The organism is Daejeonella sp. (genome assembly GCF_046590655.1).
Lineage (GTDB): Bacteria > Bacteroidota > Bacteroidia > Sphingobacteriales > Sphingobacteriaceae > Daejeonella.
On the sequence record NZ_JBKJUM010000091.1, the window covers coordinates 28,072 to 51,849 of the forward strand.

Annotated in this window: 20 protein-coding genes; 7 read left to right on the forward strand and 13 right to left on the reverse strand. The window is 40.2% G+C overall.

Annotated elements, in window-relative coordinates; all coding sequences use genetic code 11:
* Positions 1–11: 11 nt before the first annotated feature.
* The 3 genes from ACLL8Z_RS08800 to ACLL8Z_RS08810 are packed head-to-tail and all read right to left on the reverse strand — an operon-like array spanning position 12 to position 4,088.
* The gene (locus tag ACLL8Z_RS08800; RefSeq protein ID WP_411274402.1) at positions 12–1,286 is read right to left on the reverse strand and encodes an adenylosuccinate synthase; all 1,275 of its coding nucleotides are present in this window, start codon (positions 1,284–1,286) and stop codon (positions 12–14) included.
* Between the two features lie 30 nt (positions 1,287–1,316).
* On the reverse strand, positions 1,317–1,793 hold the full coding sequence (locus ACLL8Z_RS08805; RefSeq protein ID WP_411274403.1) for a Fur family transcriptional regulator: 477 nt from the start codon (positions 1,791–1,793) through the stop codon (positions 1,317–1,319).
* 57 nt (positions 1,794–1,850) lie between these two features.
* Entirely contained in the window at positions 1,851–4,088 is a 2,238-nt protein-coding gene (locus ACLL8Z_RS08810; protein ID WP_411274404.1) for a RelA/SpoT family protein, read from the reverse strand.
* 328 nt (positions 4,089–4,416) lie between these two features.
* Between ACLL8Z_RS08810 and ACLL8Z_RS08815 the strand changes: the two genes are divergently transcribed.
* From ACLL8Z_RS08815 to bshB1, 3 genes are read left to right on the forward strand one after another with little or no spacing between them, the layout of a single operon-like run.
* Complete coding sequence (locus ACLL8Z_RS08815; RefSeq protein WP_411274405.1) at positions 4,417–5,034, forward strand: DUF4294 domain-containing protein; 618 nt, start codon at positions 4,417–4,419, stop codon at positions 5,032–5,034.
* A complete protein-coding gene (locus ACLL8Z_RS08820; protein WP_411274406.1) occupies positions 5,031–5,537 on the forward strand; it encodes a glutathione peroxidase in 507 nt (168 codons plus the stop codon). Before ACLL8Z_RS08815 ends, ACLL8Z_RS08820 begins: the two co-directional genes overlap by 4 nt.
* A complete protein-coding gene (gene bshB1 / locus ACLL8Z_RS08825; RefSeq protein WP_411274407.1) occupies positions 5,534–6,250 on the forward strand; it encodes a bacillithiol biosynthesis deacetylase BshB1 in 717 nt (238 codons plus the stop codon). Before ACLL8Z_RS08820 ends, bshB1 begins: the two co-directional genes overlap by 4 nt.
* 25 nt (positions 6,251–6,275) lie before the next feature.
* Here bshB1 and lat read toward each other — a convergent pair whose 3' ends face one another.
* The 3 genes from lat to ACLL8Z_RS08840 all read right to left on the reverse strand — a co-directional run bounded on the left by lat (position 6,276) and on the right by ACLL8Z_RS08840 (position 9,760).
* Positions 6,276–7,604 carry an L-lysine 6-transaminase gene (gene lat / locus ACLL8Z_RS08830; protein ID WP_411274408.1) on the reverse strand — a complete coding sequence of 443 codons (1,329 nt, stop codon included), beginning with the start codon at positions 7,602–7,604 and terminating at the stop codon, positions 6,276–6,278.
* A 185-nt stretch (positions 7,605–7,789) separates the two neighbouring features.
* Positions 7,790–8,677 carry a 1-aminocyclopropane-1-carboxylate deaminase/D-cysteine desulfhydrase gene (locus ACLL8Z_RS08835; protein WP_411274409.1) on the reverse strand — a complete coding sequence of 296 codons (888 nt, stop codon included), beginning with the start codon at positions 8,675–8,677 and terminating at the stop codon, positions 7,790–7,792.
* 15 nt (positions 8,678–8,692) lie between these two features.
* Positions 8,693–9,760, reverse strand: coding sequence for a DUF6588 family protein (locus ACLL8Z_RS08840; RefSeq protein WP_411274410.1), 1,068 nt, complete (start codon positions 9,758–9,760; stop codon positions 8,693–8,695).
* Positions 9,761–9,916: 156 nt separating this feature from the next.
* On the opposite strand from ACLL8Z_RS08840, the gene ACLL8Z_RS08845 reads away from it, so the two are divergent.
* Together ACLL8Z_RS08845 and ACLL8Z_RS08850 are read left to right on the forward strand one after the other, a co-directional pair.
* Positions 9,917–10,942 (forward strand): RluA family pseudouridine synthase, encoded by a 1,026-nt coding sequence (locus tag ACLL8Z_RS08845; protein WP_411274411.1) that lies wholly within the window; start codon positions 9,917–9,919, stop codon positions 10,940–10,942.
* A 3-nt stretch (positions 10,943–10,945) separates the two neighbouring features.
* Positions 10,946–11,785: an aminotransferase class IV gene (locus tag ACLL8Z_RS08850; RefSeq protein ID WP_411274412.1), complete on the forward strand. Its 840-nt coding sequence runs from the start codon at positions 10,946–10,948 to the stop codon at positions 11,783–11,785.
* Between the two features lie 116 nt (positions 11,786–11,901).
* Here ACLL8Z_RS08850 and fmt read toward each other — a convergent pair whose 3' ends face one another.
* Positions 11,902–12,810, reverse strand: coding sequence for a methionyl-tRNA formyltransferase (gene fmt / locus ACLL8Z_RS08855; RefSeq protein ID WP_411274413.1), 909 nt, complete (start codon positions 12,808–12,810; stop codon positions 11,902–11,904).
* Between the two features lie 175 nt (positions 12,811–12,985).
* Here fmt and ACLL8Z_RS08860 point away from each other — a divergent pair, with 175 nt between their 5' ends.
* Positions 12,986–14,206 (forward strand): ABC transporter permease, encoded by a 1,221-nt coding sequence (locus ACLL8Z_RS08860; RefSeq protein WP_411274414.1) that lies wholly within the window; start codon positions 12,986–12,988, stop codon positions 14,204–14,206.
* A gap of 241 nt (positions 14,207–14,447) precedes the next feature.
* Here ACLL8Z_RS08860 and mazG read toward each other — a convergent pair whose 3' ends face one another.
* The 5 genes from mazG to ACLL8Z_RS08885 form a co-directional block, all read right to left on the reverse strand.
* On the reverse strand, positions 14,448–15,254 hold the full coding sequence (mazG, locus tag ACLL8Z_RS08865; protein ID WP_411274415.1) for a nucleoside triphosphate pyrophosphohydrolase: 807 nt from the start codon (positions 15,252–15,254) through the stop codon (positions 14,448–14,450).
* Positions 15,255–15,307: 53 nt separating this feature from the next.
* Positions 15,308–15,982: a tRNA (5-methylaminomethyl-2-thiouridine)(34)-methyltransferase MnmD gene (gene mnmD, locus ACLL8Z_RS08870; RefSeq protein ID WP_411274416.1), complete on the reverse strand. Its 675-nt coding sequence runs from the start codon at positions 15,980–15,982 to the stop codon at positions 15,308–15,310.
* 22 nt (positions 15,983–16,004) lie between these two features.
* A complete protein-coding gene (locus ACLL8Z_RS08875) occupies positions 16,005–16,502 on the reverse strand; it encodes a rhodanese-like domain-containing protein (protein WP_411274417.1) in 498 nt (165 codons plus the stop codon).
* Between the two features lie 93 nt (positions 16,503–16,595).
* Positions 16,596–17,546 carry a CvpA family protein gene (locus ACLL8Z_RS08880; RefSeq protein ID WP_411274418.1) on the reverse strand — a complete coding sequence of 317 codons (951 nt, stop codon included), beginning with the start codon at positions 17,544–17,546 and terminating at the stop codon, positions 16,596–16,598.
* A gap of 71 nt (positions 17,547–17,617) precedes the next feature.
* On the reverse strand, positions 17,618–19,666 hold the full coding sequence (locus ACLL8Z_RS08885; RefSeq protein ID WP_411274419.1) for a M13 family metallopeptidase: 2,049 nt from the start codon (positions 19,664–19,666) through the stop codon (positions 17,618–17,620).
* A 396-nt stretch (positions 19,667–20,062) separates the two neighbouring features.
* Here ACLL8Z_RS08885 and ACLL8Z_RS08890 point away from each other — a divergent pair, with 396 nt between their 5' ends.
* Positions 20,063–22,720, forward strand: coding sequence for a valine--tRNA ligase (locus ACLL8Z_RS08890; RefSeq protein WP_411274420.1), 2,658 nt, complete (start codon positions 20,063–20,065; stop codon positions 22,718–22,720).
* 41 nt (positions 22,721–22,761) lie between these two features.
* Here ACLL8Z_RS08890 and ACLL8Z_RS08895 read toward each other — a convergent pair whose 3' ends face one another.
* Entirely contained in the window at positions 22,762–23,499 is a 738-nt protein-coding gene (locus tag ACLL8Z_RS08895) for an acyl-CoA desaturase (protein ID WP_411274423.1), read from the reverse strand.
* Between the last annotated feature and the right edge of the window lie 279 nt (positions 23,500–23,778).

Genomic DNA, 23,778 nt, shown 5'->3' on the forward strand with positions numbered 1-23,778 from the left:
TCTTCGTGAAACTAACTCAAAATAAGAGTCTGCACGCGGTCTGGCCCTACAGAGAGGTATTTTACCGGAACTTCAAGATGTTTCTCCAAGTATGAAATATATGCACAAAGTTTCGCAGGAATTTCATGGATTTCCCTAATTCCTGTAAGATCCTCTTTCCATCCCGGAATAGCTTCTAATACCGGTTCTGGCTTTATGGCATGAATATCATATGGCATATAATCGATGGTCTCGCCATTGTACTTATAACTAGTACATGCATATATTGTATCGAAGCCACTTAAGACATCTGCTTTGGTCATAACAAGTTCTGTAACGCCGTTTAGCATAATAGCATACTTAAGAGCAGGAATGTCAATCCATCCGCAACGACGGGGACGCCCTGTTGTGGCACCGAATTCATGGCCAATCCGTCTAAGTTCTTCTCCAGTTTCGTTTTCAAGTTCGGTTGGGAAAGGACCGCTGCCCACACGGGTACAATATGCTTTAAAAATACCTATTACGTTTCCAATACTCTTTGGCGCAACCCCCAGGCCTGTACAAGCTCCGGCAGAAGTTGTGTTTGAAGAGGTTACAAAAGGGTATGAGCCGAAATCAATATCAAGCATTGTTCCTTGAGCACCCTCGGCGAGAACTTTTTTACCCTCCTTAAGATACTGGTTTACGAAATGTTCGCTATCTACCTGAGGTATGGTCTTCAATAATTCTACAGCTTCGAAGAAAGCTGTCTCTTTTTCCGAAAAGTCAGGAATTTCTCCGTAATGAGATAGGATTGAAAGGTGTTTATTAACTAGTTTGTTATAACGTTCACGGAAATCAGCAAGCATGGTATCTCCAACCCGAAGCCCGTTTCGTCCTGTTTTATCCATATAAGTTGGTCCGATACCCTTAAGAGTCGAGCCAATTTTATCCGCCCCCATTTTGGTTTCAGAAGCAGCATCAAGCAATTGATGGGTAGGTAAGATCAAGTGAGCTTTCCTTGCGAGCACTAGTTTTTTCCGAGCTACCGGGTCAAAGCCATTTTTCTTTAAGTTATCGAGTTCCCTTTTTAGAATGATCGGATCGATAACAACACCATTTCCAATAAGGTTCATGACATTATTGTTAAATATTCCTGAAGGAATAGTGTTCAATACATATTTCTGGTTGTCGAATTCCAGAGTATGGCCTGCATTGGGGCCACCCTGAAAACGGGCAATTAAATCATATTGAGGACACAGGACGTCCACAATCTTTCCTTTTCCTTCGTCGCCCCATTGGAGGCCTAGCAATACATCAATTGTCATTATATAAATTAAGGTAGTATGGTAAGAAGATTAGTTTTTATTTGCATATGATTCGCAGCTACCTTCTTTGAGACGTCCGCAATTACCATATAAGTTTAACGAATGGTGCTTAATTTCGAACTTGAGGAGATCACCCATCATGCTTTGAATTTGTTGGATCCGAGGGTCACAAAACTCAACCACTTTTCCGCAATCAATACAAATTATATGATCATGCTGTTTATACCCATATGATTTTTCAAACTGAGCCATGTTCTTGCCAAACTGATGTTTTGTTACAAGATCACAGGAGACCAGAAGCTCAAGGGTGTTATAAACAGTCGCCCGGCTTACCCGGTATTTCTTGTTTTTCATATGGATATACAGCGATTCCACATCGAAATGGTCACTTCGCGAATATATTTCCTCAAGAATTGCATAGCGTTCGGGGGTTTTCCTCAGGCTCTTATTTTCAAGATAGGCTTCAAAAATTTTTATTACCAGCGCAATAGTATCTCGTCCGGGCATAGTGCGGTTAAATGACCTCCAAATTTATCCAAAATATTAAGATTATTCTCATTTAATTCAGGAAGCTTTGACAAGATCCTGTGGTTGGGAATCAAAGCGTATAACCGAAGTTACGCCAGGCACCATTTTGAGTTTAGCGATCATGTTGTCGAGATGCGCAGTATTGTTCACGTAAACCATAATTGATCCATCGAACATACCTTCGTTTGTGTCTACCGTAATGGAGCGCATATTTACCTTGAAATCTCCGGAGATGACTGTTGTTATATTGTTTATCAATCCAACATCATCAATCCCGATAATTCGAAGACCGGTTAAAAATGCCAGTTCTTTTTGGGAGTTCCACCTTGCTTTGACAATGCGGTAACCATAATTCGACATTAATTTCGTTGCATTCGGGCAGTTTGTACGATGAATTTTAATTCCGTCACCAACAGTTACGAAACCAAATACATCATCTCCCGGAATCGGATTGCAGCAAGTAGAAAGTTTATAATCAATTTTCTGCAAGTCTTCTCCAATCAGCAAAGTATCGTTATCAGATTTCGTTCTCTTAGTGAACTGTTCAGGTGTGAGATTTTCAGGGCGCTCAGGTTTATTCTCGATAACTTTTTCTGATGCAACGAATTCTTTGAGTTGTTTGAGATCAATCAATCCCTTAGCTACATTGAAAAAAAGATCAAGCGTGGAAGGTAGCTTGAAATAATAAGTTAATTTGTAGAGATTATCAGTTTTATAGGTGATTTTCAGCGATTTAAGTTTCCGCTCAAGAATTTCCTTCCCTTGCTCAGCTATCTTACGCTTTTCTTCTTTAAGGGAAGATTTAATTTTTGATTTCGCTTTAGCAGTAACTACGAAACTTAGCCAGTCTTCTTTTGGCGATTGCTTGCTGGACGTTATTACTTCTACCTGATCACCGTTCTGTAATTTATAAGATAAAGGAACTAGCTTATAATTTACTTTAGCGCCGATACAGCTGGCGCCGATGTCGGTGTGAATTTCAAATGCGAAGTCAAGTGCTGTAGCATTAACTGGTAACTGTATCAACGCCCCTTTTGGTGTAAAAATGAAAATCTCGTCCGAAAACAAATTCATCTTGAAATCATCCAGGAAATCCAATGCATTAGATTCGGGATTGTTAAGCATTTCCCTCACCTTGTGAATCCACTGGTCAAGGCCGCTGTCGGTGCCACTGTCTGCTGAGGGTTCTTTATATTTCCAATGTGCTGCGAAACCTTTCTCAGCGATTTCATTCATCCTTGTAGTTCGGATCTGCACTTCTACCCATTGGCCTCTGGGCCCCATAACAGTAGTGTGAAGTGACTCGTACCCGTTTGCCCGGGGCGATGAAATCCAGTCGCGTAAACGGTCAGGATTGGGGTGGTAAAGATCTGTTACGATAGAATATGCTTTCCAACAATCTGATTTTTCGTTTTCGGGTTTGCTGTTTAGAATGATACGAATTGCAAACAGATCATAAACTTCGTCAAAAGGAATATTTTTCTTCCGCATCTTGCTCCAAATCGAGTGAATCGATTTTGGCCGGCCATACACATCAGCCTCAAGGTCCTGCTCATTTAATATTTCACTGATCGGAGATATAAAATCACGAACGAAATTCTCACGCTCAGCCCTTTTTTCATTCAGTTGCTGGGCTATAAATTTATAAGTTACCGGTTCCATAAATTTCATGGAAAGGTCTTCAAGTTCTGACTTTAATGTATAAAGTCCCAGCCTGTGAGCCAGCGGTGCATATAAATACACTGTTTCTGACGATATTTTCAGCTGCTTATCACGAGGCATAAAATCCATCGTACGCATATTATGCAGTCTGTCAGCGAGTTTTATAAGGATCACACGAACATCATCAGCCAGAGTTAGGAGCATTTTTCTGAAATTCTCTGCTTGCAAAGAGCTGTTATAGTCAAATACGCCTGAAATTTTAGTCAGGCCGTCAATGATTTTTGCTACTTTTTTCCCGAACTCACGTTCGATATCCTCCAGAGTAATATCGGTGTCTTCGACTACATCATGCAGGAGCGCACAAACAATAGACGTCGTACCTAGTCCGATTTCTTCGGCGGCTATTTGAGCAACAGCAATAGGGTGGTAGATATAAGGTTCACCTGATTTACGACGCATGTCCTGGTGACTTTCCAAAGCCATATTAAAGGCAAGGCGAATCATACGCTTATCACCTTTTTGCATGGTTGATTTACATGCCCGGAGTAATGCACGGTACCTTTTGAGAATTTCCTTCTTCTCCGCTTCCAGATCTATCACAAGTTCTTTCATCTGTTTGTTTATCGCTTTTTAGCGGCGATGAACCCGCCTGCCGGCAGGCAGGGCTATCGTGATTTGATAGTGATCCCCCTGCGGGTTTTGGCCAATCACGATGGTTTCATCCGTTTATTTATTGTTTTTTTTGCCGGATGGAACCTTTGATGATTAAAATAAACATTCCTCCGTGTGTTTAATGTTTATTTTAATCATGTCGGATTCATCATCTTAATGCAATAGCTAACGAAATTAAAACGTTTAGCATACTTAATGGGTTACTTTAAGTAGGTATACAGTATTAATTTATATAAAATATTAGCTGTAAATTGCAACGTATAAATTTATGAAATTTTTTAAGCTATTGGTAATTCTTTGTGTGGTTTCGATGTCAAAAATGGCATTTGCCCAGTATAAGAACGACCCCACCATAAAAGGTATTAGAGATACAATACGCGTTGCAGTCACCAACGTCAATGACGAGCTTATTCCATGGATAGGACTTCCTGAAGTTATTATTATAGACACCCGAATTTTTAAATCACCTCTCGAAAAGGCGAAATTTAATAGGTTGAGATATAACGTACTTAAGGTTATGCCGTATGCGATGTTTGCACGTCAGCGATACCAGATTCTGCAAACCGACCTTGCCAAAGCAAAAAACAAAAGGGATCAGAGGATTTTAGTAAAGGCTTTTGAAGGGGAAATTAAGGCAATGTTTAATCGTGAAATTAAAAATTTGACTATAACGCAGGGAGGTATCTTAATAAAATTAATTGACCGCGAAACTGGCAACAGCAGTTACGATCTCCTAAAAGAAATGAAGGGCGGATTTACAGCCTTCTTTTATCAGTCTGTTGCGCGTATCTTTGGTAATAACCTAAAAAATGAATACGATCCGCAGGAGGACCGTGATATCGAAGCTATAATACAGTCTTCGGGTTATTACATGTATAATCTATGACAGATAAGTCTATTTACCAGTTTACCGTCTCCTGCATGAATGGAGAGGAGCGGAAACTAATCGACTACAAGGATAAAGTGCTTCTTATTGTGAATATTGCCTCTGAATGCGGTTTCACACCTCAATTAAAAGATCTGGAAGACTTAAGAAATGAATTTAGCAGCGATACTTTTAATATCCTGGCTTTTCCATCTAATGATTTCGGCGGGCAAGAACCTCTGGAAGGTGAATCAATCATTTCTTTCTGCGAAATAAACTACGATACTCATTTCGATGTTTTTCAGAAAATCAGGGTTAGAGGTCAATATGCCCACCCCCTTTATAAATTTTTAGCGAATAAGAAGGAGAATGGACGAGTTGGGGCAGCTCCAAGGTGGAATTTTCATAAATATCTCATTAATCGCGAAGGGGAGGTGGTAGATTTTTTCTATCCATTTACTAAACCAAATTCTGGACGTATTAAAAAGCAAGTCATTAAATTATTGAAGAATAAGCTGTTATGAAGTTAGATATCCTCGTATTTGCAGTGCACCCAGATGATGCTGAATTAGGCTGTTCCGGTACGATAATGAAACATATCGCTGCCGGCAGGAAAGTCGGTATTATTGATTTAACCCGTGGCGAACTTGGAACCAGGGGTACTGCCGAAACACGTGACCTGGAAACTGCAATTTCTACAAAAATATTAGGACTGCATGCTCGCGAAAATCTTGGAATGCGAGATGGCTTCTTCAGGAATGATGAAGAGCATCAGCTCAGGATTATAGAAATGATCCGAAAGTATACGCCTCAGATCGTTTTATGTAATGCATTATACGACCGGCATCCTGATCATGGAAGAGGGGCTGATCTGGTGTATGATGCGTTATTTCTTTCGGGCCTTGCTAAAGTAAAAACAGTTTATGGTGGAGTCGAACAGGTTGCTTTTCGTCCAGCTTTGCTCTTACAATATATTCAAGACAGGTATATAAATCCTGATATTCTAGTCGATATAACAGACTTTTGGGAAAGGAAGCTGGAATGTATTCATGCTTTTAAAACACAATTCACTAATCCAGACGACGACGAGCAACATACTTATATCTCCTCACCTGATTTTCTAAAAGCTATCGAGGCACGTTCACGTGAATTCGGCAAATCGATCGGTGCAGTTCACGCAGAAGGATTCACCAGCAGAAAGCTACTGGGTGTGGATGATCTGTTTGAGTTGAGGTAGATTAACAGGTAATCAGTAAGAATAACTACTGAGCGATTACTTTCTTCAACACTTCCAATCCTTTATCAATATGCTCTTCATTCATTATCAGTGCTGGCCTGAAACGGATCGTTCTATCTCCGCAGCCAAGGAACATGACATTTTCGGCCATTGCATTTGAAATAAACTTGTCGCGCATACTTTTGGTTGGGAAATCAAAGGCAGTCATTAAGCCAAGACCACGGACATTAGTTACGACCTCGTAGTTTTCAGCAACTTTGTGCAGAGCGTTCTGAAGGTAGCTACCTGTAATGGCGGCATTGTTAATGAGATTATCTTCTTCGATAATTTCAAGAATACGGGTCGATCTTACCATATCTACAAGGTTACCGCCCCATGTCGAATTTATCCTTGAAGGGACATTGAAAACGTTGGTTTCGATTTCATCTACTTTCTTTCCTGCAAGTATGCCGCATACCTGCATCTTTTTGCCAAAAGCAAGTACATCAGGGCGAGCTTTTTCACCAAAGTGCTCATGCGCCCAGAATTTTCCGGTGAGCCCAACTCCGGTTTGTACCTCATCATAAATTAAGAAACATTCATTTTCGTCACATATTTCTCTTAATTGTTCAAGGAATTCCTGTCTGAAGTGGTTATCGCCGCCTTCCGACTGAATAGGTTCTATAATTATTGCGCATATATCGTCTTTGTTGTCAACAAAAGCCTGATTAATTTGTGCTATGGACAAGGCTTCCCTTTTTTTAAGATCTTTATATCCTTCTTCTGTAAAGGGAAATTTTATTGCAGGTGTGCTTATCCGTGGCCAGTCAAATTTGGCGAACCATTTTGTCTTATCAGGTGCTGTGTTGGTTAGACTCAGGGTGTAGCCGGAACGTCCGTGAAAGGCCTTCTCAAAGTGGATAACCTGGAAGCCTTTTTCTCGGGTGTAACCTTTCTGAAAATTCTTTTGAACTTTCCAGTCCATAGCAGCCTTCAATCCATTCTCAATCGCCAATGAACCCCCGGCAATAAAAAATGCGTGCGGCAGGTAGTCTGGTATTCCAACTCTTGAGAAGGTGTCCACGAACTGGGCGTATTGGGTAGTATAAATGTCTGAGTTTGATGGATTAGTCATCGCCGCCAGCATGAGGTTCTTTTTAAACTCCTCGTCATTCACCATTTTCGGATGATTGTAACCCAGTGGCACCGATGCGAAACATGTAAAAAAGTCAAGTAAGGTACGGTCGTGTTTGGAATCATGAATATAAACCCCGTTACTTTTTTCCATATCAAAGGTGAGGTCAAATCCGTCTGCCAGAATATGTTTCCGGAGCGTTTCATTAACCTGTTCTGGAGATACTGATAATTTATACATCACGATTTATTTAAACTCAAAAATAAAATAAACGGCACAAATCAGCAAATTTGGATGTTTCAGATGCGTTTTTTCTATTAAATAGGTTTAAACAGTTTAAACCTATTTTTTAAACAAACGTCTGGCAGGCTGGAAAAATTATGATCGTTGCATGATTTAACTCTTAGGGCATTTTCTGCCTAAAATCAGGAATTTAGATTGAATTTTGATGACATACCCAGAATGCCCAGGAGCCCTCCCGTGTGTATGGCCAGGATTTTGCTGCCCGCCAAAAATTGGTCTTTTTGAATCAGATCGTATAATGCAAAAAACATTTTCCCGGTGTACACAGGTTCTATAAGAATTCCAGTTAATTTACAAAAGTTTTGAATGAATGTGAGGAGTTCTGGAGTGGTTTTGGCGTATCCTCCACAATGATACCCGGGGTGCAGTATAAATTTATTATTAGTGTATTTTTTTATTTCTGTTCCAATAAAACTGCCCCCTTTTAATACAGGTATTATGTGAACATGTGATGTTACTGTCTGGCCGTCAATACTCCTGATTATTCCTGCAGCTGTGGTCCCCGTTCCCGCCGCGCAAAATATATGATCATAATTTTCTGGAAGTTCATGAACCAATTCGGCACAACCCATTACACCGAGTTCGCCTGCTCCGCCTTCGTCAATAAAGATTGCATCGGTATCGTCTTGAAAGTGCGCAGTATATAATGAGTGTTTTTCCCGGTATGACAGTCGGTCGGTGAATAAAAGTTTCATCCCGAAGAGCTGACAAAGCATAAGGATGTCATTTTGAACTTTCTCACCCCGAACGAAGCCCGTACTTTTAAAGCCGAACCTGGCTGCAGCGCAAGCAGTTGCAAGAAGATGATTTGAAAAAGCTCCACCAAATGTAATCAGGTGCTTTTTGTTGAGACTTTCTGCGTTTGAAAGGATATACTTAAGTTTTCTCCACTTATTTCCGGAAATAAACGGATGGATCATATCATCCCGCTTAACAAATATTTCTACTTTTTTTTCGGTAAAAAGGGGATCAAATATCTGTTCTATGGGACTATGTAATTGTAAGTCCATCAAGAGGTGATTCGCTCATTTACCAAGCCCAAATCCTATTCCTCCGTTGAAGGCATTGTATTCAGCCATACTGTACGACCCATATATCCTAAAAAAAGCAAGGTTGAGTTGAAAGCCAATATTCGTCCGGAAGCCATTGATATCAGTTTGTTTTATACTTACCGGATCTGTAAAGACGGTGTATGTAGGTCTTAAAAGAACATCGGCTCCTGTAACAATCGGATAATTCCCTTTTAAACCTGCATCAGTTTTGGAGGTATTATAACCTAAACTTATAAAAGGCGTAAACACTAGTATTCTTTTCGAAACAATAAGCTCTGTATTAATACCTGAAAATTGTGCTTCAATCCGTTGGTTTGAAAAATCTGCTGATGGACCGCTTGATCCCGACGGAGCAGGAACATCCAAAGGCACACTAAAATTGAATTGGGTGTATCCTAATGCTACAGCTATATCAATCGGTGTCACTTTATCAATAATTCCTGAAATCAATGGCAGGACCTCCACCTTTAATCCCCCTCCAAACATGCCTATCGCACCGACATTATCGCCCAGATTTACTTTGGGCATCGCTCTCAAAGTAAACTCAAGTCCCCTTGGTAAACCGATACTGCCTTGTAATTGCGGCGCAGGGATCATACCGATTCCAGTTCCTTCAGGCATATTAAATCGTTCAAGTAATCTATTAGAAGAATCGTATACTCCCATTTCAACACCGGGATTGTTATTGCCGGCAAAAGATGGGGTAATAACCCGGCCTGCATTTGTCGGACGGATATTGTTAGATAAACCAATATTGGTAACGTTAAATGATTCGTCGCTTTGAGGCACGATTGCACCGGTCAATCCAAACCGGAGATCAAAACGGAGCAGGTTCTTCGAATGTGCGGTATTGTTCCAGCCAGTATTTAGACCAGTTCCAAGTCCCTTGAAAAGTGGTTTTAAATATGCTTGTGCAAGTTTCGCAGCATCGGCTGGGCTTGATTTAATCAAGTTTGAAACATCGCTTTGCGCCAATGCCCCGGAAGCACCAAAAGTGATTAATAAGGCAAAAGCTATTCTGATATTAAAGATTCTTTTCATTGGAACACAATTTTAATTCACCGTTAACTTTATACCAATAAAGTTACTTAATTTAAGTTTAAATGGTCTGAAATTTTTCAATCAGAAAAATCTGACCGACAAATTATGGCATTTGTTTATACACGTTTCTTCATCTTAAAGAATTAATTTTGCGGGATGACTGAGGAAAATGACGTCCAGGAATTAGATGAGCAGGATCTTTTCGAGCATTTGCGGATTGTGGTGGACAAAGGGCAGTCGCTTTTACGATTAGATAAATTTCTTATCATCCGCACAGAAAATACTTCACGCAACCGCATTCAGAATGCTATTGATGCGGGGAATGTTTTAGTTAATGAAAAAGTTGTAAAAGCGAGCTATAAAGTTAAGCCATTGGATGTGATATCCCTGGTATTACCCCATCCTCCAAGGGATACAGAAGTTTATCCGGAAGATATACCAATTGATATTATTTATGAAGATGATGATGTGATCCTCGTCAATAAAGCACCGGGCATGGTTGTCCATCCAGGTTTCAATAATTATACCGGGACTCTGGTAAACGCGCTTGTACATCACGTCAGGCAACTTCCGCAATTGCCAGGAAATGAAGGGAGGCCAGGTCTGGTACATCGCATCGATAAAGATACTTCAGGGCTATTGCTTGTCAGTAAAAACGAATGGGCTATAACCTTTCTGGCTAAGCAATTTTTTGATCATTCGATCACCCGGAAATACCTTGCATTGGTCTGGGGCGATATGTTAGACGAAGGCACGGTAAAAGGATATATTGGCAGGAGTATGAAAGATCGGAAGATTATGGCGGTGTATAATGATGAAACCCAGGGGAAGTGGTCAGTAACTCATTATAAGGTGATAGAACGCTTTAATTATGTCACTTTGATTGAATGTCAGCTTGAAACGGGCCGTACTCATCAAATCAGGGCCCACATGAAACATATTGGACATCCTTTGTTTAATGACGGCACCTACGGGGGCGACCGGATTATTAAGGGGACAATATTTAATAAATATCGGCAGTTTGTAGAAAATTGTTTTGAGTTAATGCCCAGACAAGCACTGCACGCCAAGTCTCTTGGATTTATTCATCCATCAACGCGGAAGTTCATTCATTTCGAAATTCCTCTTCCAAATGACTTCAGTTCCGTTCTGGAAAAGTGGCGAAATTATATTAAAGAATAATTCATGACTAAACAGTTTATTAATTTCAATGGTGAAATTGTTCCATCTGAACAACAATTACTGACAGTTGCAAATCGTGGATTTAAATACGGCGATGGCCTTTTCGAATCAATGAGGTTGCTGAATGGTAAATTAATGTTTGCAGAACTCCATAGTGAACGTATAAGGAAAGGACTCAGGTTATTAAAAATGGATTCCTGGTCACATGTCGATACCTGGTTCATCGGTGAAAAGGTTGATGAGCTTGTCCGGAGAAACAAGACCGGTCTGGACGCCAGGGTTAGACTTACTGCATTTCGTAATGGGGAAGGCTTTTACAACCCCTCTGCCAATCATATGGCTTATGTGCTCGAAGCATCGAAGTTAACTGATAGCACATACAAACTGAATGAAAAGGGTCTAATCATTGATGTATACGATGAAATAACAAAGCCCGTAAATATTCTTTCTAACTTAAAGACATGTAACTCATTGATTTACGTTCTGGCGGGCATTTTTAAGAATCAAAATTTACTGGATGAGGTCATGGTTTTAAATAACAATGGCTTTCTCTGTGAATCAATGAGTTGTAACGTCTTCGTCGTTTACGACAAAAAACTTTACACACCAGCTCTCAGTGAGGGTTGTATTGCAGGCGTAATGCGACAGGTAATAATAAAACTGGCCAAAGAAAACAGCATTGAACTGGTAGAAGCCCAAATAAGCCCTGATATACTGAATGCGGCAGATGAGGTATTTCTTACCAACGCTGCCCGTGGGATTCAGTGGGTTATGGGATATAATAATAAGAGATATTTTAATGAAGTTTCCAGGTTTTTGAACGAAAAACTAAACCTCCTGTAGGGGGAATAGCAAATCTTGAAAAGATAGCAAATAGTAAACAGGAATGGTGCGCGGGTATCAATACACTGATTATCTTCAGGCATGCTGATCACTGACCAGCGACAACTGATTACTAATTACAATTTAACTCCCCGAAGAAATTCGTCAACTTTCATTCTCTTTTTGCCTTCGAGTTGTATCTCCATAACGGATATAAATCCATCAGTACAAGCGAATTTTAAATATGTTTTGTTGTCGGTTACAAAAGCCCCAGGCTCCAATGTAGTTGAAGTCTTCTCCATTTCTGCACTAAAAATTTTCATTATCTTCTCGTTCAGATGAGTATAAGATGTGGGGTAAGGACTTAGGCCCCGAACAAAATTAAATACCTTTTCTACCGGCTGGTCCCAGTTTATGAGGCAATCCTCTTTGAAAATCTTAGGTGCGGTTTTCAGACCATCTTCGGCAACCTGCGGTTTTTCAGTATATTTCCCTGTTGCAATCGCCTTGACTGTCCTTAGAAGAAGCTTAGCACCCATTTCCATAAGCTTATCATGAAGATCGCCGGCTGTATCATTTTGATCGATTCCCACGCGCTCTGAAAAAAGCAGGTCGCCGGTATCAATTTCCTGCTTTAAGAAAAAGGTACTCACACCACTTTCTTTCTCTCCGTTAATTATCGCCCAGTTAATAGGAGCAGCACCACGATATTGAGGAAGGAGTGAGGCATGCAAATTAATCGTTCCCTTCTCAGGCATATTCCAAACTAGCTTGGGCAGCATTCTGAATGCAACGATTATTTGTAGATCGGCATTCAACGAACGAAGTTCATGGAGAAACGCTTCATCCTTAAGTTTGGTAGGTTGAAGGACTCTTAATCCGCGTTCAACTGCATATTTTTTTACGGCTGATTCGTTAATCTTCTGTCCTCTGCCGGCCGGCTTGTCAGGGGCAGTAACAACCCCCACTATATTACACCCATTATTTAACAGGGCTTTTAAGGATGCTACAGCAAAATCGGGCGTGCCCATGAAGATGATGTTCATTTAGTAGTTAGTAGTTAGTATTTAGTAGGTAGTAATTAGACGACATGCTCCGACATCCTGATTTCAGCTTTCAGCCGGTTCCCGCTAAATTAGAGCTAAAAAACAATTTATCCCTGGAATTTGTCGTATGTCCCTAAATACGCATCTTTGGAATTGCATCTTAAACCATTCTCTCTTGAATCTTCCCCTGTTTATTGCAAAGCGAATCACATTTAATTCCAAACGCACTTTTTCAAAGCTAATTGTGCGCATTGCAATTCTTGGAATAATGCTTGGACTGGCAGTAATGATTCTTTCGGTAGCTATTGTGAAGGGATTTAAATCTGAGATCCGCGAAAAGGTCAGAGGATTCTCGGGAGACATCCAAATATCCAAATTGGATTTGAACAGCTCTTACGAAAACTCACCTTTTGTTTTCACAAAGGACAAGCTCAAGAAGCTTCTTTCGCTCCCCAACATTGATCATGCCCAGCCCTTCGCCACGAAGCCGGGAATTATTAACACGAATGATGAAATTGAGGGCGTTGTATTAAAAGGCGTTGATCGCGATTACAATTGGGATTATTTTAAAAAAACGCTCATAGATGGAAAGGTAATCGACTTTTCCGACAGCGTGAAATCAAGAAGCCAAATCCTGATCTCAAAATATACAGCCGACCGCCTGAACCTGAAAGTTGGCGATGAATTTCTCATGTATTTTATAGAAAATTCGCTTCGCAAGAGGAAGTTTGTAATTTCTGGAATATATAGTCTGGGAGTAGAGGAGGTTGATAAGACATTTGTTATAGGAGATATTGGTCTGATTCGTAGCCTGAATAAATGGAATGATTCACAAGTCGGGGGTTACGAACTCAGAGTGAAAAACTTTAATGACCTTGATGAAACGGCAAATTCAATTTATGATAATATTGATATTGAATTGCGATCTTATTCTGTTAAAGAATATTACCCAACAATCTTCGAATGGCTTTCACTGCTGGATGTAAATACCCAGGTGATTCTGATATTGATGATGGCAGTAGCGGTCATAAACATGATTTCTGCCTTATTAATTATGATTTTGGAACGCACTAATATGATCGGCATATTGAAAGCTCTGGGTAGCACTAATTGGGAGGTACGGAAGATCTTTCTTTATAACGCCGCCTACCTTATCGCTTTTGGCTTATTATTGGGCAATTTAATGGGTGCTGGACTTAGTTATTTTCAGTCTGAGACTCATTTTTTTGAACTTGATCAGGCGTCCTATTATATCAGTTTTGTGCCAGTACAACTTGAACTTCAGGATGTAATACTTTTAAACGCTGGCACTTTATTCATCAGCATTATCGTTTTACTGATCCCCTCATTACTCGTTACCAGGATATCGCCATTAAAAGCGATTAGCTTTAAATAGAAACCTCTGTGGTATTCGGGGTCGTGAAAAGCGCAAACAGATGATGGCTAGAAAGAATTCTTCTATAAACAGGTGACCACCTTCGGGGTCAAGCCTGTCTGAATTTTTATAGGGAGCGGATTGCTTTAAAAAATCCGCAAAAAACATTCAATGAAAAGCATAAAAAGATGTTTTATTGAGATTCAATTTTAACCGGACAAACTGGAAACGAAACCAGACAGCTAAGATTATTCCTTGAACCTTATATCTTTTTGGCTTCGTTCCAGAAAATATCCATTTCGGCCAGAGTCATATCTTTTAAGCTTTTTCCTAAATCCTTAGATTTATCCTCCAGATATTGGAAGCGTTTTATAAATTTCTTATTGGTTTTCTCCAGAGCATCTTCCGGGTTAATGTCGATAAAGCGCGCATAATTTATAAGTGAAAACAGGAGATCACCAAATTCAGCTTCTGCTTTTTCCTTGTCAACCGGTATATTTTCGAATGTGTTAAATTCTGCCTTGAATTCCTGTAGTTCTTCTTCAACTTTTTCCCAAACCTGTTCCTTATTATCCCAGTCAAACCCAACACCCCGGGCTTTTTCCTGAATCCTGGATGCTTTTACAAGCGCTGGCAGGGAGATTGGCACACCACCCAACACTGATTTGTTTCCTTCTTTAAGCTTTAGTTGCTCCCAATTCCGTTTCACATCATTTTCATCTTCTACTATTACATTACTATAAATATGAGGATGACGATGGATTAGTTTATCACAGATTCCATTTAAAACATCAACCATATTGAAGTGATTAGTTTCAGAAGCTATGCGCGTGTAAAATACCAGGTGGAGCATGAGATCGCCCAATTCCTTTTTTATCTCATCCATATCTCCGTCAAGTATGGAATCAGACAATTCGTAGGTTTCTTCGATGGTTAGGTGTCTAAGCGTTTCCATCGTTTGTTTTTTATCCCAGGGACATTGATCACGCAAAGTGTTCATAATGGTTAACAAGCGCTCAAAAGATTCGGCCGGATTAGTGCCTGGGGAAGGGATAATATTTGCGGGCATCTTAGTAATTTGGACTCAAAAATAAGATTTTGTTTTTAACAGGGTAAAGCCGTCTATAATTTAACCGCTCTCAGCATTTCACGCTTTCCCGGAGCACCCGGAACTTTCTCAATTGTAAATCCTAGCCCTTTCATAGTCCTTTTTAGATTACCCGTAATTGCGTAGGTGACGAAAACACCGCCGGGTCTCAGGAATGTGCTTGTATGAGTTAATGCTTCCTCGTTCCACATTTCAGGTTGGTGGATTGCTGCGAAGGCATCGAAATATAAAACATCATAAAGTTTGGTCGTCTGGAATTCTAATAGTTTAGTACAGGCGATCTCTAATTTACAAAAAGAGCCAAGATTAATTTCCTCTTTTAAGGCCCGCTGATAATTCAGAGTAAAGGCATTCCAGACTTCAGGTGAAACATAGTGATTGTAGTCGGTTTTGTATATCAGGTCAGAATTTAAAGGATATGCCTCAATACCAGTATATTCCAATTCGACTTTAACTGAATTGCAATATTCCGCAGATAACAGAAAATTCAATCCGGTACCAAATCCGAGTTCCAGGATAGACACTTTTTCCGGCTCTTCTGGCAGGAAATATTTAAGTCCTGATTCAAGAAATACATGTTTGCTTTCCTGCACCGCGCCATGACGCGAGTGGTAATGCTCGCCTACCTCCGAATTAAAGAGTGTTTTCGAGCCATCTGAAGTAACTGCAAAGCTTAAAAGCGGGTACATAAAGTGATTTATACAATATGGATTAATTCACCCGGGTTCCTTTTTCAACCCACCTTGCCCATTTTTTTGTATAGGTATGGATTTCTGAAGTTTGAACTCCGTTCGATTTGTAGACTGGCTGCCCGGAATTAACCCATTCAAATATTCCACCATAAAGGATATAAACATTTTTATAACCAGCAGTAATCAATTTTTGAGCAATCTTTTCGCTGCGGATGCCAATAGAACAATATAAAACGACTTGGGCCTTTTCGGGTATGTCATATACTTTTCGCATATCGAACCAAAAATACCCTGCATGACGTGCATTTTTAAGGTGGCTGACTACATACTCTTCCTCTTCCCGAATATCAAGAACAAATAAATCATTTTTATTCAGCTGGATGAACTCTTCAACCGACACCTGGGGGATATTACGATCATAGATACTATCTAGCAGAAGTTTGAATTCAGAATCCATCGTTTGAGCCTTAATTTCAATTGCAAAGAAAACAATTGAAATTAAGAATACGTATCTCATCCTCCGCATATTTGAATTAGTGATATCATATGTAAAATTAAAAATATGTTTCTGTGGTAATGAATTTACTAATCAACGTCAAATATTGTGTTTTTAGTTTCTGAAATTTTGCGTGATCATAATTCCATTTGCTCCGGCATCCAGAATACCTATCCCCACACGCTTAAATGAATTATGCAAAATGTTGGCTTTATGAATGGGAGATTCCATTAAACCCTCATGAGCCGACTGAAGAGTCTGGGCCAGGGCAAGGTTTTCACCTGCAACTCTAAATCTCACTCTTTCTTTCCTCATCCTATCGTAAGGACTTTTTCCTTCTGGAGTATAATGGGAGAAGTAGCCTCTTTGAAGCATATCTAAAGAATGCTTTACGGCTACTTGTGCGAGTTTCGAGTCAAAGGCTATTAAATTCAGGCCCGCTTTTTTGCGTTCATTGTTAATCAGATCCAGCATTCTGATCTCGAGATCGGGCCTGGGCCTGGGATTTTTGGTCCTGAACGGTAGGGACACAACTTCACTTCCTTTAGTGTGTACGGTGAAATTATTCGGCGAACCGGACCCAATATCAGCAGCCATTTCAGATAAGAGTTTACCAGGCCACCTGGTTTTCTGGTTTAGACGAGTGGCAAAATTGCTGTCTTTTGTTCTTTGCGATAGGTTACCTAAAGGATATGATAATGCGAAAAAGGAGATTAGCGTTGCGTAAACAATTCCTGAAAAAAACCCGGGGATCAGACCAGCAAATTTATTAGCCCAGTGAAAATGAACCTCATCTGACGTATTTTTCGTTAAACGGTCCCCTAATTTCGAAATACCCTGACTGAAAAATATAAGCAGGACAATGAAAAAGATTGGCCTTACCCAGATACCGCTTATGTCAAATAATAGAAAAAGCCGAAGTATTAATGCTGACATTAAAAATGCCAGAAGAAAACTTCCGAGCCAGATTGTCAATTCAAATGCAGATTCGATAAAGCCTTTTTTCCATCCACTATATGCGGAAAGGCCGATTACGATGATGAGAATTATGTCAACAATGTTCATTGTAGATATCATGAAAAAGCCCTGCACTTGAAATTACACAAACGTAGGGCTTTTACAGAATATTGCGAAAATTACCAGATGCGGATGCGGTCTTCTGGCTTTTTGTATAATTTGTCTCCTTGCTTTACATCAAACGCTTTATACCAGGCGTCCATATTAACCGGTGCTCCAATGGTACGGTAAGGACCAGGCGAATGGGTGTCGGTAACGATCAACTGCGCCGCGCTTTCATTCAGGATATTACCTTTCCAAACCTGTGCCCAGGATAAAAAGAAGCGCTGATCCGGAGTAAATCCATCTATCTTCTCACCACTCTTACCTTGCTTTGTCATTTTGAAAGCTTCATAGGCAGCATTTAATCCGCCAAGATCACCAATGTTTTCACCCAAAGTGAGCTTTCCGTTCACATGTATTGTATCGAGAACAGTATATGCGTCATATTGCTCCTGCAGCGCTTTGGATTTCGCTTTGAATCGGGACAAGTCTTCTTCCGTCCACCAATTGCGCAATGTGCCGTCTTTGTCGTACTGGCTGCCTGAATCATCGAATCCATGGGAGATTTCATGTCCGATAACCGCGCCAATTCCGCCATAATTGACCGCATCATCTGCATCGGGATCAAAGAAAGGAAATTGAAGTATCCCTGCAGGGAAAACTATTTCGTTATTTACCGGATTGTAGTATGCATTAACGGTAGGCGTGGTCATTCCCCATCTGGTTTTATCTACAGGCTTGCCTAACTGATTTACCATATCCTGGTATGCCCAGGTACTGGCACTTCTAAGGTTGCCGATGAATGACTTGCGATCTATATCTAAGCCTTCGTATGTCTTCCATTTATCTGGATAAGCAATTTTAGGTGTAAAAGCATGAAGTTTATCCAGGGCTTTTTGTTTCGTGATATCACTCATCCAGTCCAGATTCCTGATTCTTATTTCATAAGCTTTGACAAGGTTACTTACTAGCACTTGCATTCTGGCTTTTGCTTCAGGTTTGAAATGTTTGTCTACATACAATTGTCCCAAAAGTTCACCTACAGTTCCATCAGTTAGGGATGACATTCTTTGCCAGCGCGGGGTCTGAACTTTTTGGCCGCTGATTACTTGAGTGAAAGCAAAGTTTGCGTTCACAAATTCAGAACTTAGCATAGGTGCTGAGCCCTTGAGCAGGTTCCATTGTAAATAGGTTTTTAGGTCATTTACAGAAGTACTGCCAATTGCCGAATTTAGTTCGGTAAAGAATTTTGGTGATCCTACCAGTAAAGTATCCTGACCTGAAACTTTCATCAGCGGCAAAAGATTTTGCCAGTTTAAGTTAGATGTAGTTTTAGCAAAGTCTGCAACTGAAAATTTATTGTATGTTTTATAAGGATCACGCATTTCAACTCTGCTCATTTGTGCCTCTGCGAGTTTCTTTTCAAAATTGAAAACTGTTTCAGCATTTTTTTTAGCTTCATCTTCGGGAGTTCCCGTTAGGCTAAACAACGTAGCGATGTATTTTTTGTAAGCTTGCTGAATCTGTGTGCTGCGTGCATCGTTTTTCAGGTAGTAGTCTCTATCGGGAAGTGTAGTCCCGCCTTGACTCAGCTGCGGCACAATGTTTTTAACATATTTCCGATCCTGGCCGATAAAAAAGTTGAAGAAGGGTGAACCGACTCCATAAGTTCTCATTTCCGCGGCATGTTTTACAAGCCCATTTATATCCGTTAAATCTGCAATTTTTTGAAGGTCAGCTTTAATTGGAGTATAGCCAAGCGATTCAATAGTAATGCTGTCCATTCCAGCTGTGTAAAAATCTCCAACACGCTTTTCGATGGAGCCGGCAGGAGCTTTACTATTGGCAGATTCAGCTAAAATGTTTTTTACAGCATTTATGTTAAAATCGCGAAGCTGGTTAAAACTTCCCCAACGGGTTTCTTTTAATGGCACCGGGTTATTTTTGATCCAGGCTCCACTTGCGTAGGTATAAAAGTCCTCACCGGGTTTGACAGTGAGGTCCATGTTGGATTTATCAATGAAGTTAACTTTCTTTTTTGCGGGAGAATCATGCTGCGCACTGGCGGTAAATGCAAAAACGCTGGCTGCCCCAAACAGCACTACTTTTAAAAAATTATTATTCATAATATAATTGGTTGGTTAATTGAAATTCAGACCGTTAAATTAACAGTATTATGCCGGAGATGGAAAAAAGAAGCCCGGATTTATTTATTAAACCAGTAAAGTATCCGGCCTAATCGTAAATAATCCAGTAGAAATGTGGTCAGCTTGAAATTTGGGCTAAATTTCATCAGTACATAATTTTAAGATCACGCTTAAATAAGATGGATTCAATCACTGTTTGGTTAGTGATATATTAAACTATCGATTGCTGATTTTATTGTATGGAGTCCATAAAATTTTTATAAAGTTATCTCCCGTTAATGCTCTTTTAGCTTGTTTTGCTTTACATTTCGCTCAAATCTATTCGGGAATGAAAGCTTAATTGAGTAAACTTGCACACTAATTGCATTACTCAGAATGAGCCTTCCAAAAACGTATAACCCAAAAGAAACAGAAGACAAGTGGTATAGATTTTGGCTCGATATGAAATTTTTTCGATCTGTGCCTGATGATCGTGAACCATATACCATAGTAATACCCCCTCCAAATGTTACCGGAGTTTTACACATGGGACATATGCTCAATAACACTATTCAGGATGTGCTTATCAGAAGAGCACGCATGCAGGGTAAAAATGCTTGTTGGGTTCCCGGTACCGATCATGCTTCAATTGCCACAGAAGCCAAAGTGGTTGCCATGCTGACAGAAAAAGGAATTGATAAGAAAGATGTAAGCCGTGAAGAATTTATGTCCCATGCCTATGAATGGAAGGATAAATATGGCGGTATTATCCTTAAACAGCTTGAGAAGCTCGGGGCATCATGTGATTGGGATCGCACCAGGTTCACAATGGAAGAAGACCTGTCAGAAGCAGTTATCGACACTTTTATCCATTTGTACAGGAAAGGCTGGATATACCGCGGGATCCGTATGGTGAATTGGGATCCAAAAGGGAAGACCGCAGTTTCAGATGAAGAAGTTATCCGCAAAGAAGTAAACCAGAAACTTTATTATATTAAGTATCAAGTATCAGACCTCCGACCTCCGACTTCCGACCTTCCACCTCCGACTTCCGACCACATTGTAATCGCTACCACACGACCGGAGACTATCATGGCTGATTCGGCGATATGTATTAATCCTAATGATAGCAGGTATACCCACCTCAAAGGAAAAAAGGTCATTATCCCTTTGATTGGGAGGGAAATTCCTGTAATTGAAGACGAGTATGTTGATATGGAGTTTGGTACAGGTTGCTTAAAGGTTACACCGGCCCACGATCTCAACGATTATGAGCTTGGAGTAAAGCATAATCTTCCTGTAATAGATATTTTAAATGATGATGGATCTCTCAACGAAAACGCGGTAATTCTTGTTGGGGAGGACCGTTTTGCCGCCAGAAAAAAAATAGTCCTGATGCTTGAAGAGCAGGGTTGTCTGGAAAAAGTGGAAGATTATAAATCACAAGTTGGATTCTCTGAACGTACTGATTCTGCTATTGAGCCTAAATTGTCGCTGCAGTGGTTTTGTAAGATGTCGGAAATGTCAGGCCCGGCACTCGACTACGTTTTGAATGGCGAGATTAAACTTATTCCCGAGAAGTTCAATAATACTTACCGTCACTGGATGGAGAATGTAAAGGATTGGTGTATTAGCCGACAGCTTTGGTGGGGGCAACGCATTCCAGCCTGGTATAATGAAAAAGGGGAGTGGGTTGTAGCGAAATCAGAAAGTGACGCTGAAGCGGAATTCGCTCTTCAGTTTCCCGGATCTCCTAAAGGCAGCCTGCGCCAGGATGACGATGTAATGGATACCTGGTTTTCGTCATGGCTATGGCCCATATCGGTTTTTGATGGATTTAAAGACCCGGAGAACGCAGACATCAAGTATTATTATCCTACCAACGACCTGGTAACGGCTCCTGAAATTCTTTTTTTCTGGGTAGCCAGAATGATTATGGCAGGACATGAATTTCGCGGTGCGGCACCCTTCAAAAACGTGTACCTTACAGGGATTGTGAGAGATAAGCAGGGCAGAAAGATGTCTAAGTCGCTTGGCAATTCTCCGGATCCAATTGATCTCATCGAAAAATATGGAGCGGATGGTGTGCGAGTAGGAATGCTTTTATGTTCTCCTGCTGGAAATGATTTGATGTTCGACGAAGCATATTGCGAACAAGGCCGGAACTTTGCCAATAAAATATGGAATGCTTTCCGCCTTGTAAAAGGTTTTGAGGTGGATGATAAGCTTCCAAATACAAACCAACAGGCGATCGCCTGGTTTGAATCTTCATTTAATCAGGCCCTGACGGAAATTGAGGACAACTACAAACAGTACAGGCTCTCGGAATCTCTGATGGGGATTTACAAACTGGTTTGGGACGACTTCTGTGCATGGTACCTGGAAATGATCAAACCTGCTTATCAGCAGCCAATCGATTCAGAAACCTATCAGATAACAATCCAATATTTCGAAAGAATTCTTAAGCTTCTTCATCCATTCATGCCTTTTTTAACAGAAGAGCTTTGGCATGACGAACTTTTCGGTGTGCGGGCAGAGCGTGAATGTTGTATAGTTGCACCATATCCAGTAGCTGGTATGGTAAATTCCGGACTTTTACAAGATGTCCAAATTATCAAACAGGCGGTTTCTGAGATCAGGAACATCAGGAATATAAAGCAAATATCACCTAAAGAATCGCTGACTTTAGCTATCAAAGCTAATTCGACGATAGAATACAAGAACTATCTGAATATTATCTCGAAGCTTGGAAATATCGGCGATTTAGGGATGGTTGATGAAAAGGTTTCTGGTGCTGCATCCTTCATTGCAGGTACGGATGAGTTTTTCGTACCTCTGGCTGACAGTTTAGACCTTGACGCGGAAAAAGAACGACTTGAAAAAGAACTCGATTACCTAAAAGGTTTTCTAAAATCTGTTGAAGCAAAATTATCTAACGAGCGTTTTGTTCAGAATGCCAATGCTACCGTAGTAGAGAATGAGAGGCGCAAGAAAGACGACGCTTTATCCAAAATCAAGATTCTTGATGATAGTCTGGCTGGGTTGAATAATTAGCAAAACGGTAGTCTGCGGTAAAAAGGCACTCTTGATTCCCGTCAATAAGATTTCCGCAGCTTAATGATTTTCAACATATGCATCAGTTTCATAACCGGATAAACGGGGTCAATTTCAAACCATTTGTTACCAAAATTGGCGCTATTAGGATAGCGGTGATGATTATTCTGAAAAAGCTCACCGAGCATCAGGAAATCAAAGGGTGTGGTATTTTTTGATTTGTCGTTGTTATCGAAATTAGAGTAGCCGTATTTATGACCGCACCAGTTAACGATAGCGCCATGTAAAGGGCCCATCATGTAATGAACGGGTAAAAGCAGATACAGCCATTCAGAACCTGCAGGTACAAATTCAATATAAAACCATGTATACAAAGCACCAAACATAAGCCTCGAAGCAATAGAGGAACCTATTCTGTCGATTATAGGCCATTCAGGATAATAACCTTCAAAGCGATCTTCAACATTTTTGCTGCGCTTCAAATGATCTCTGAATGTGATAATCGTAGCTTTCATCATCTGGAATACATCTGTGAAAAAATGAGGAGAATGGGGATCTTTCTCAGTATCACTGTAAGCATGATGTTCCCTATGCATCATCGCATAAGCTCTCGGGTTTAGGAATGATGCTCCTTCACAGATATAAGCTAAAATATAGAATATCCGTTCCCATGTTTTAGTCATGGTAAACATCCTGTGCGATGCATATCTGTGTTGAAAAAAGGTTTGAAAAAATAGGGATAAAAACCAGTGAGCTATAAAAAAAAGAAAAATGACTATCATAAAATTAATTTAAGCACAGAGCAGTGATCACCTAAGTTTATGATGAGCTAATGGTCTATGGGAATTTCCAAAATTCTTTACCTGAGCAAACAATTTGGATGGAATGTTAAATGTACACTATACATACGGTTTTATCGGCCGTATGGATTATAAATTCTAATAATTGAATTAAATTGTAATTATTTGTCAAGTATGGTCGTACTAACTAATTAAAGATCAGGCCGCCATAAGGAACAATTTAATCATCACGATAAAAATACACGTAAGCTCTTCCCC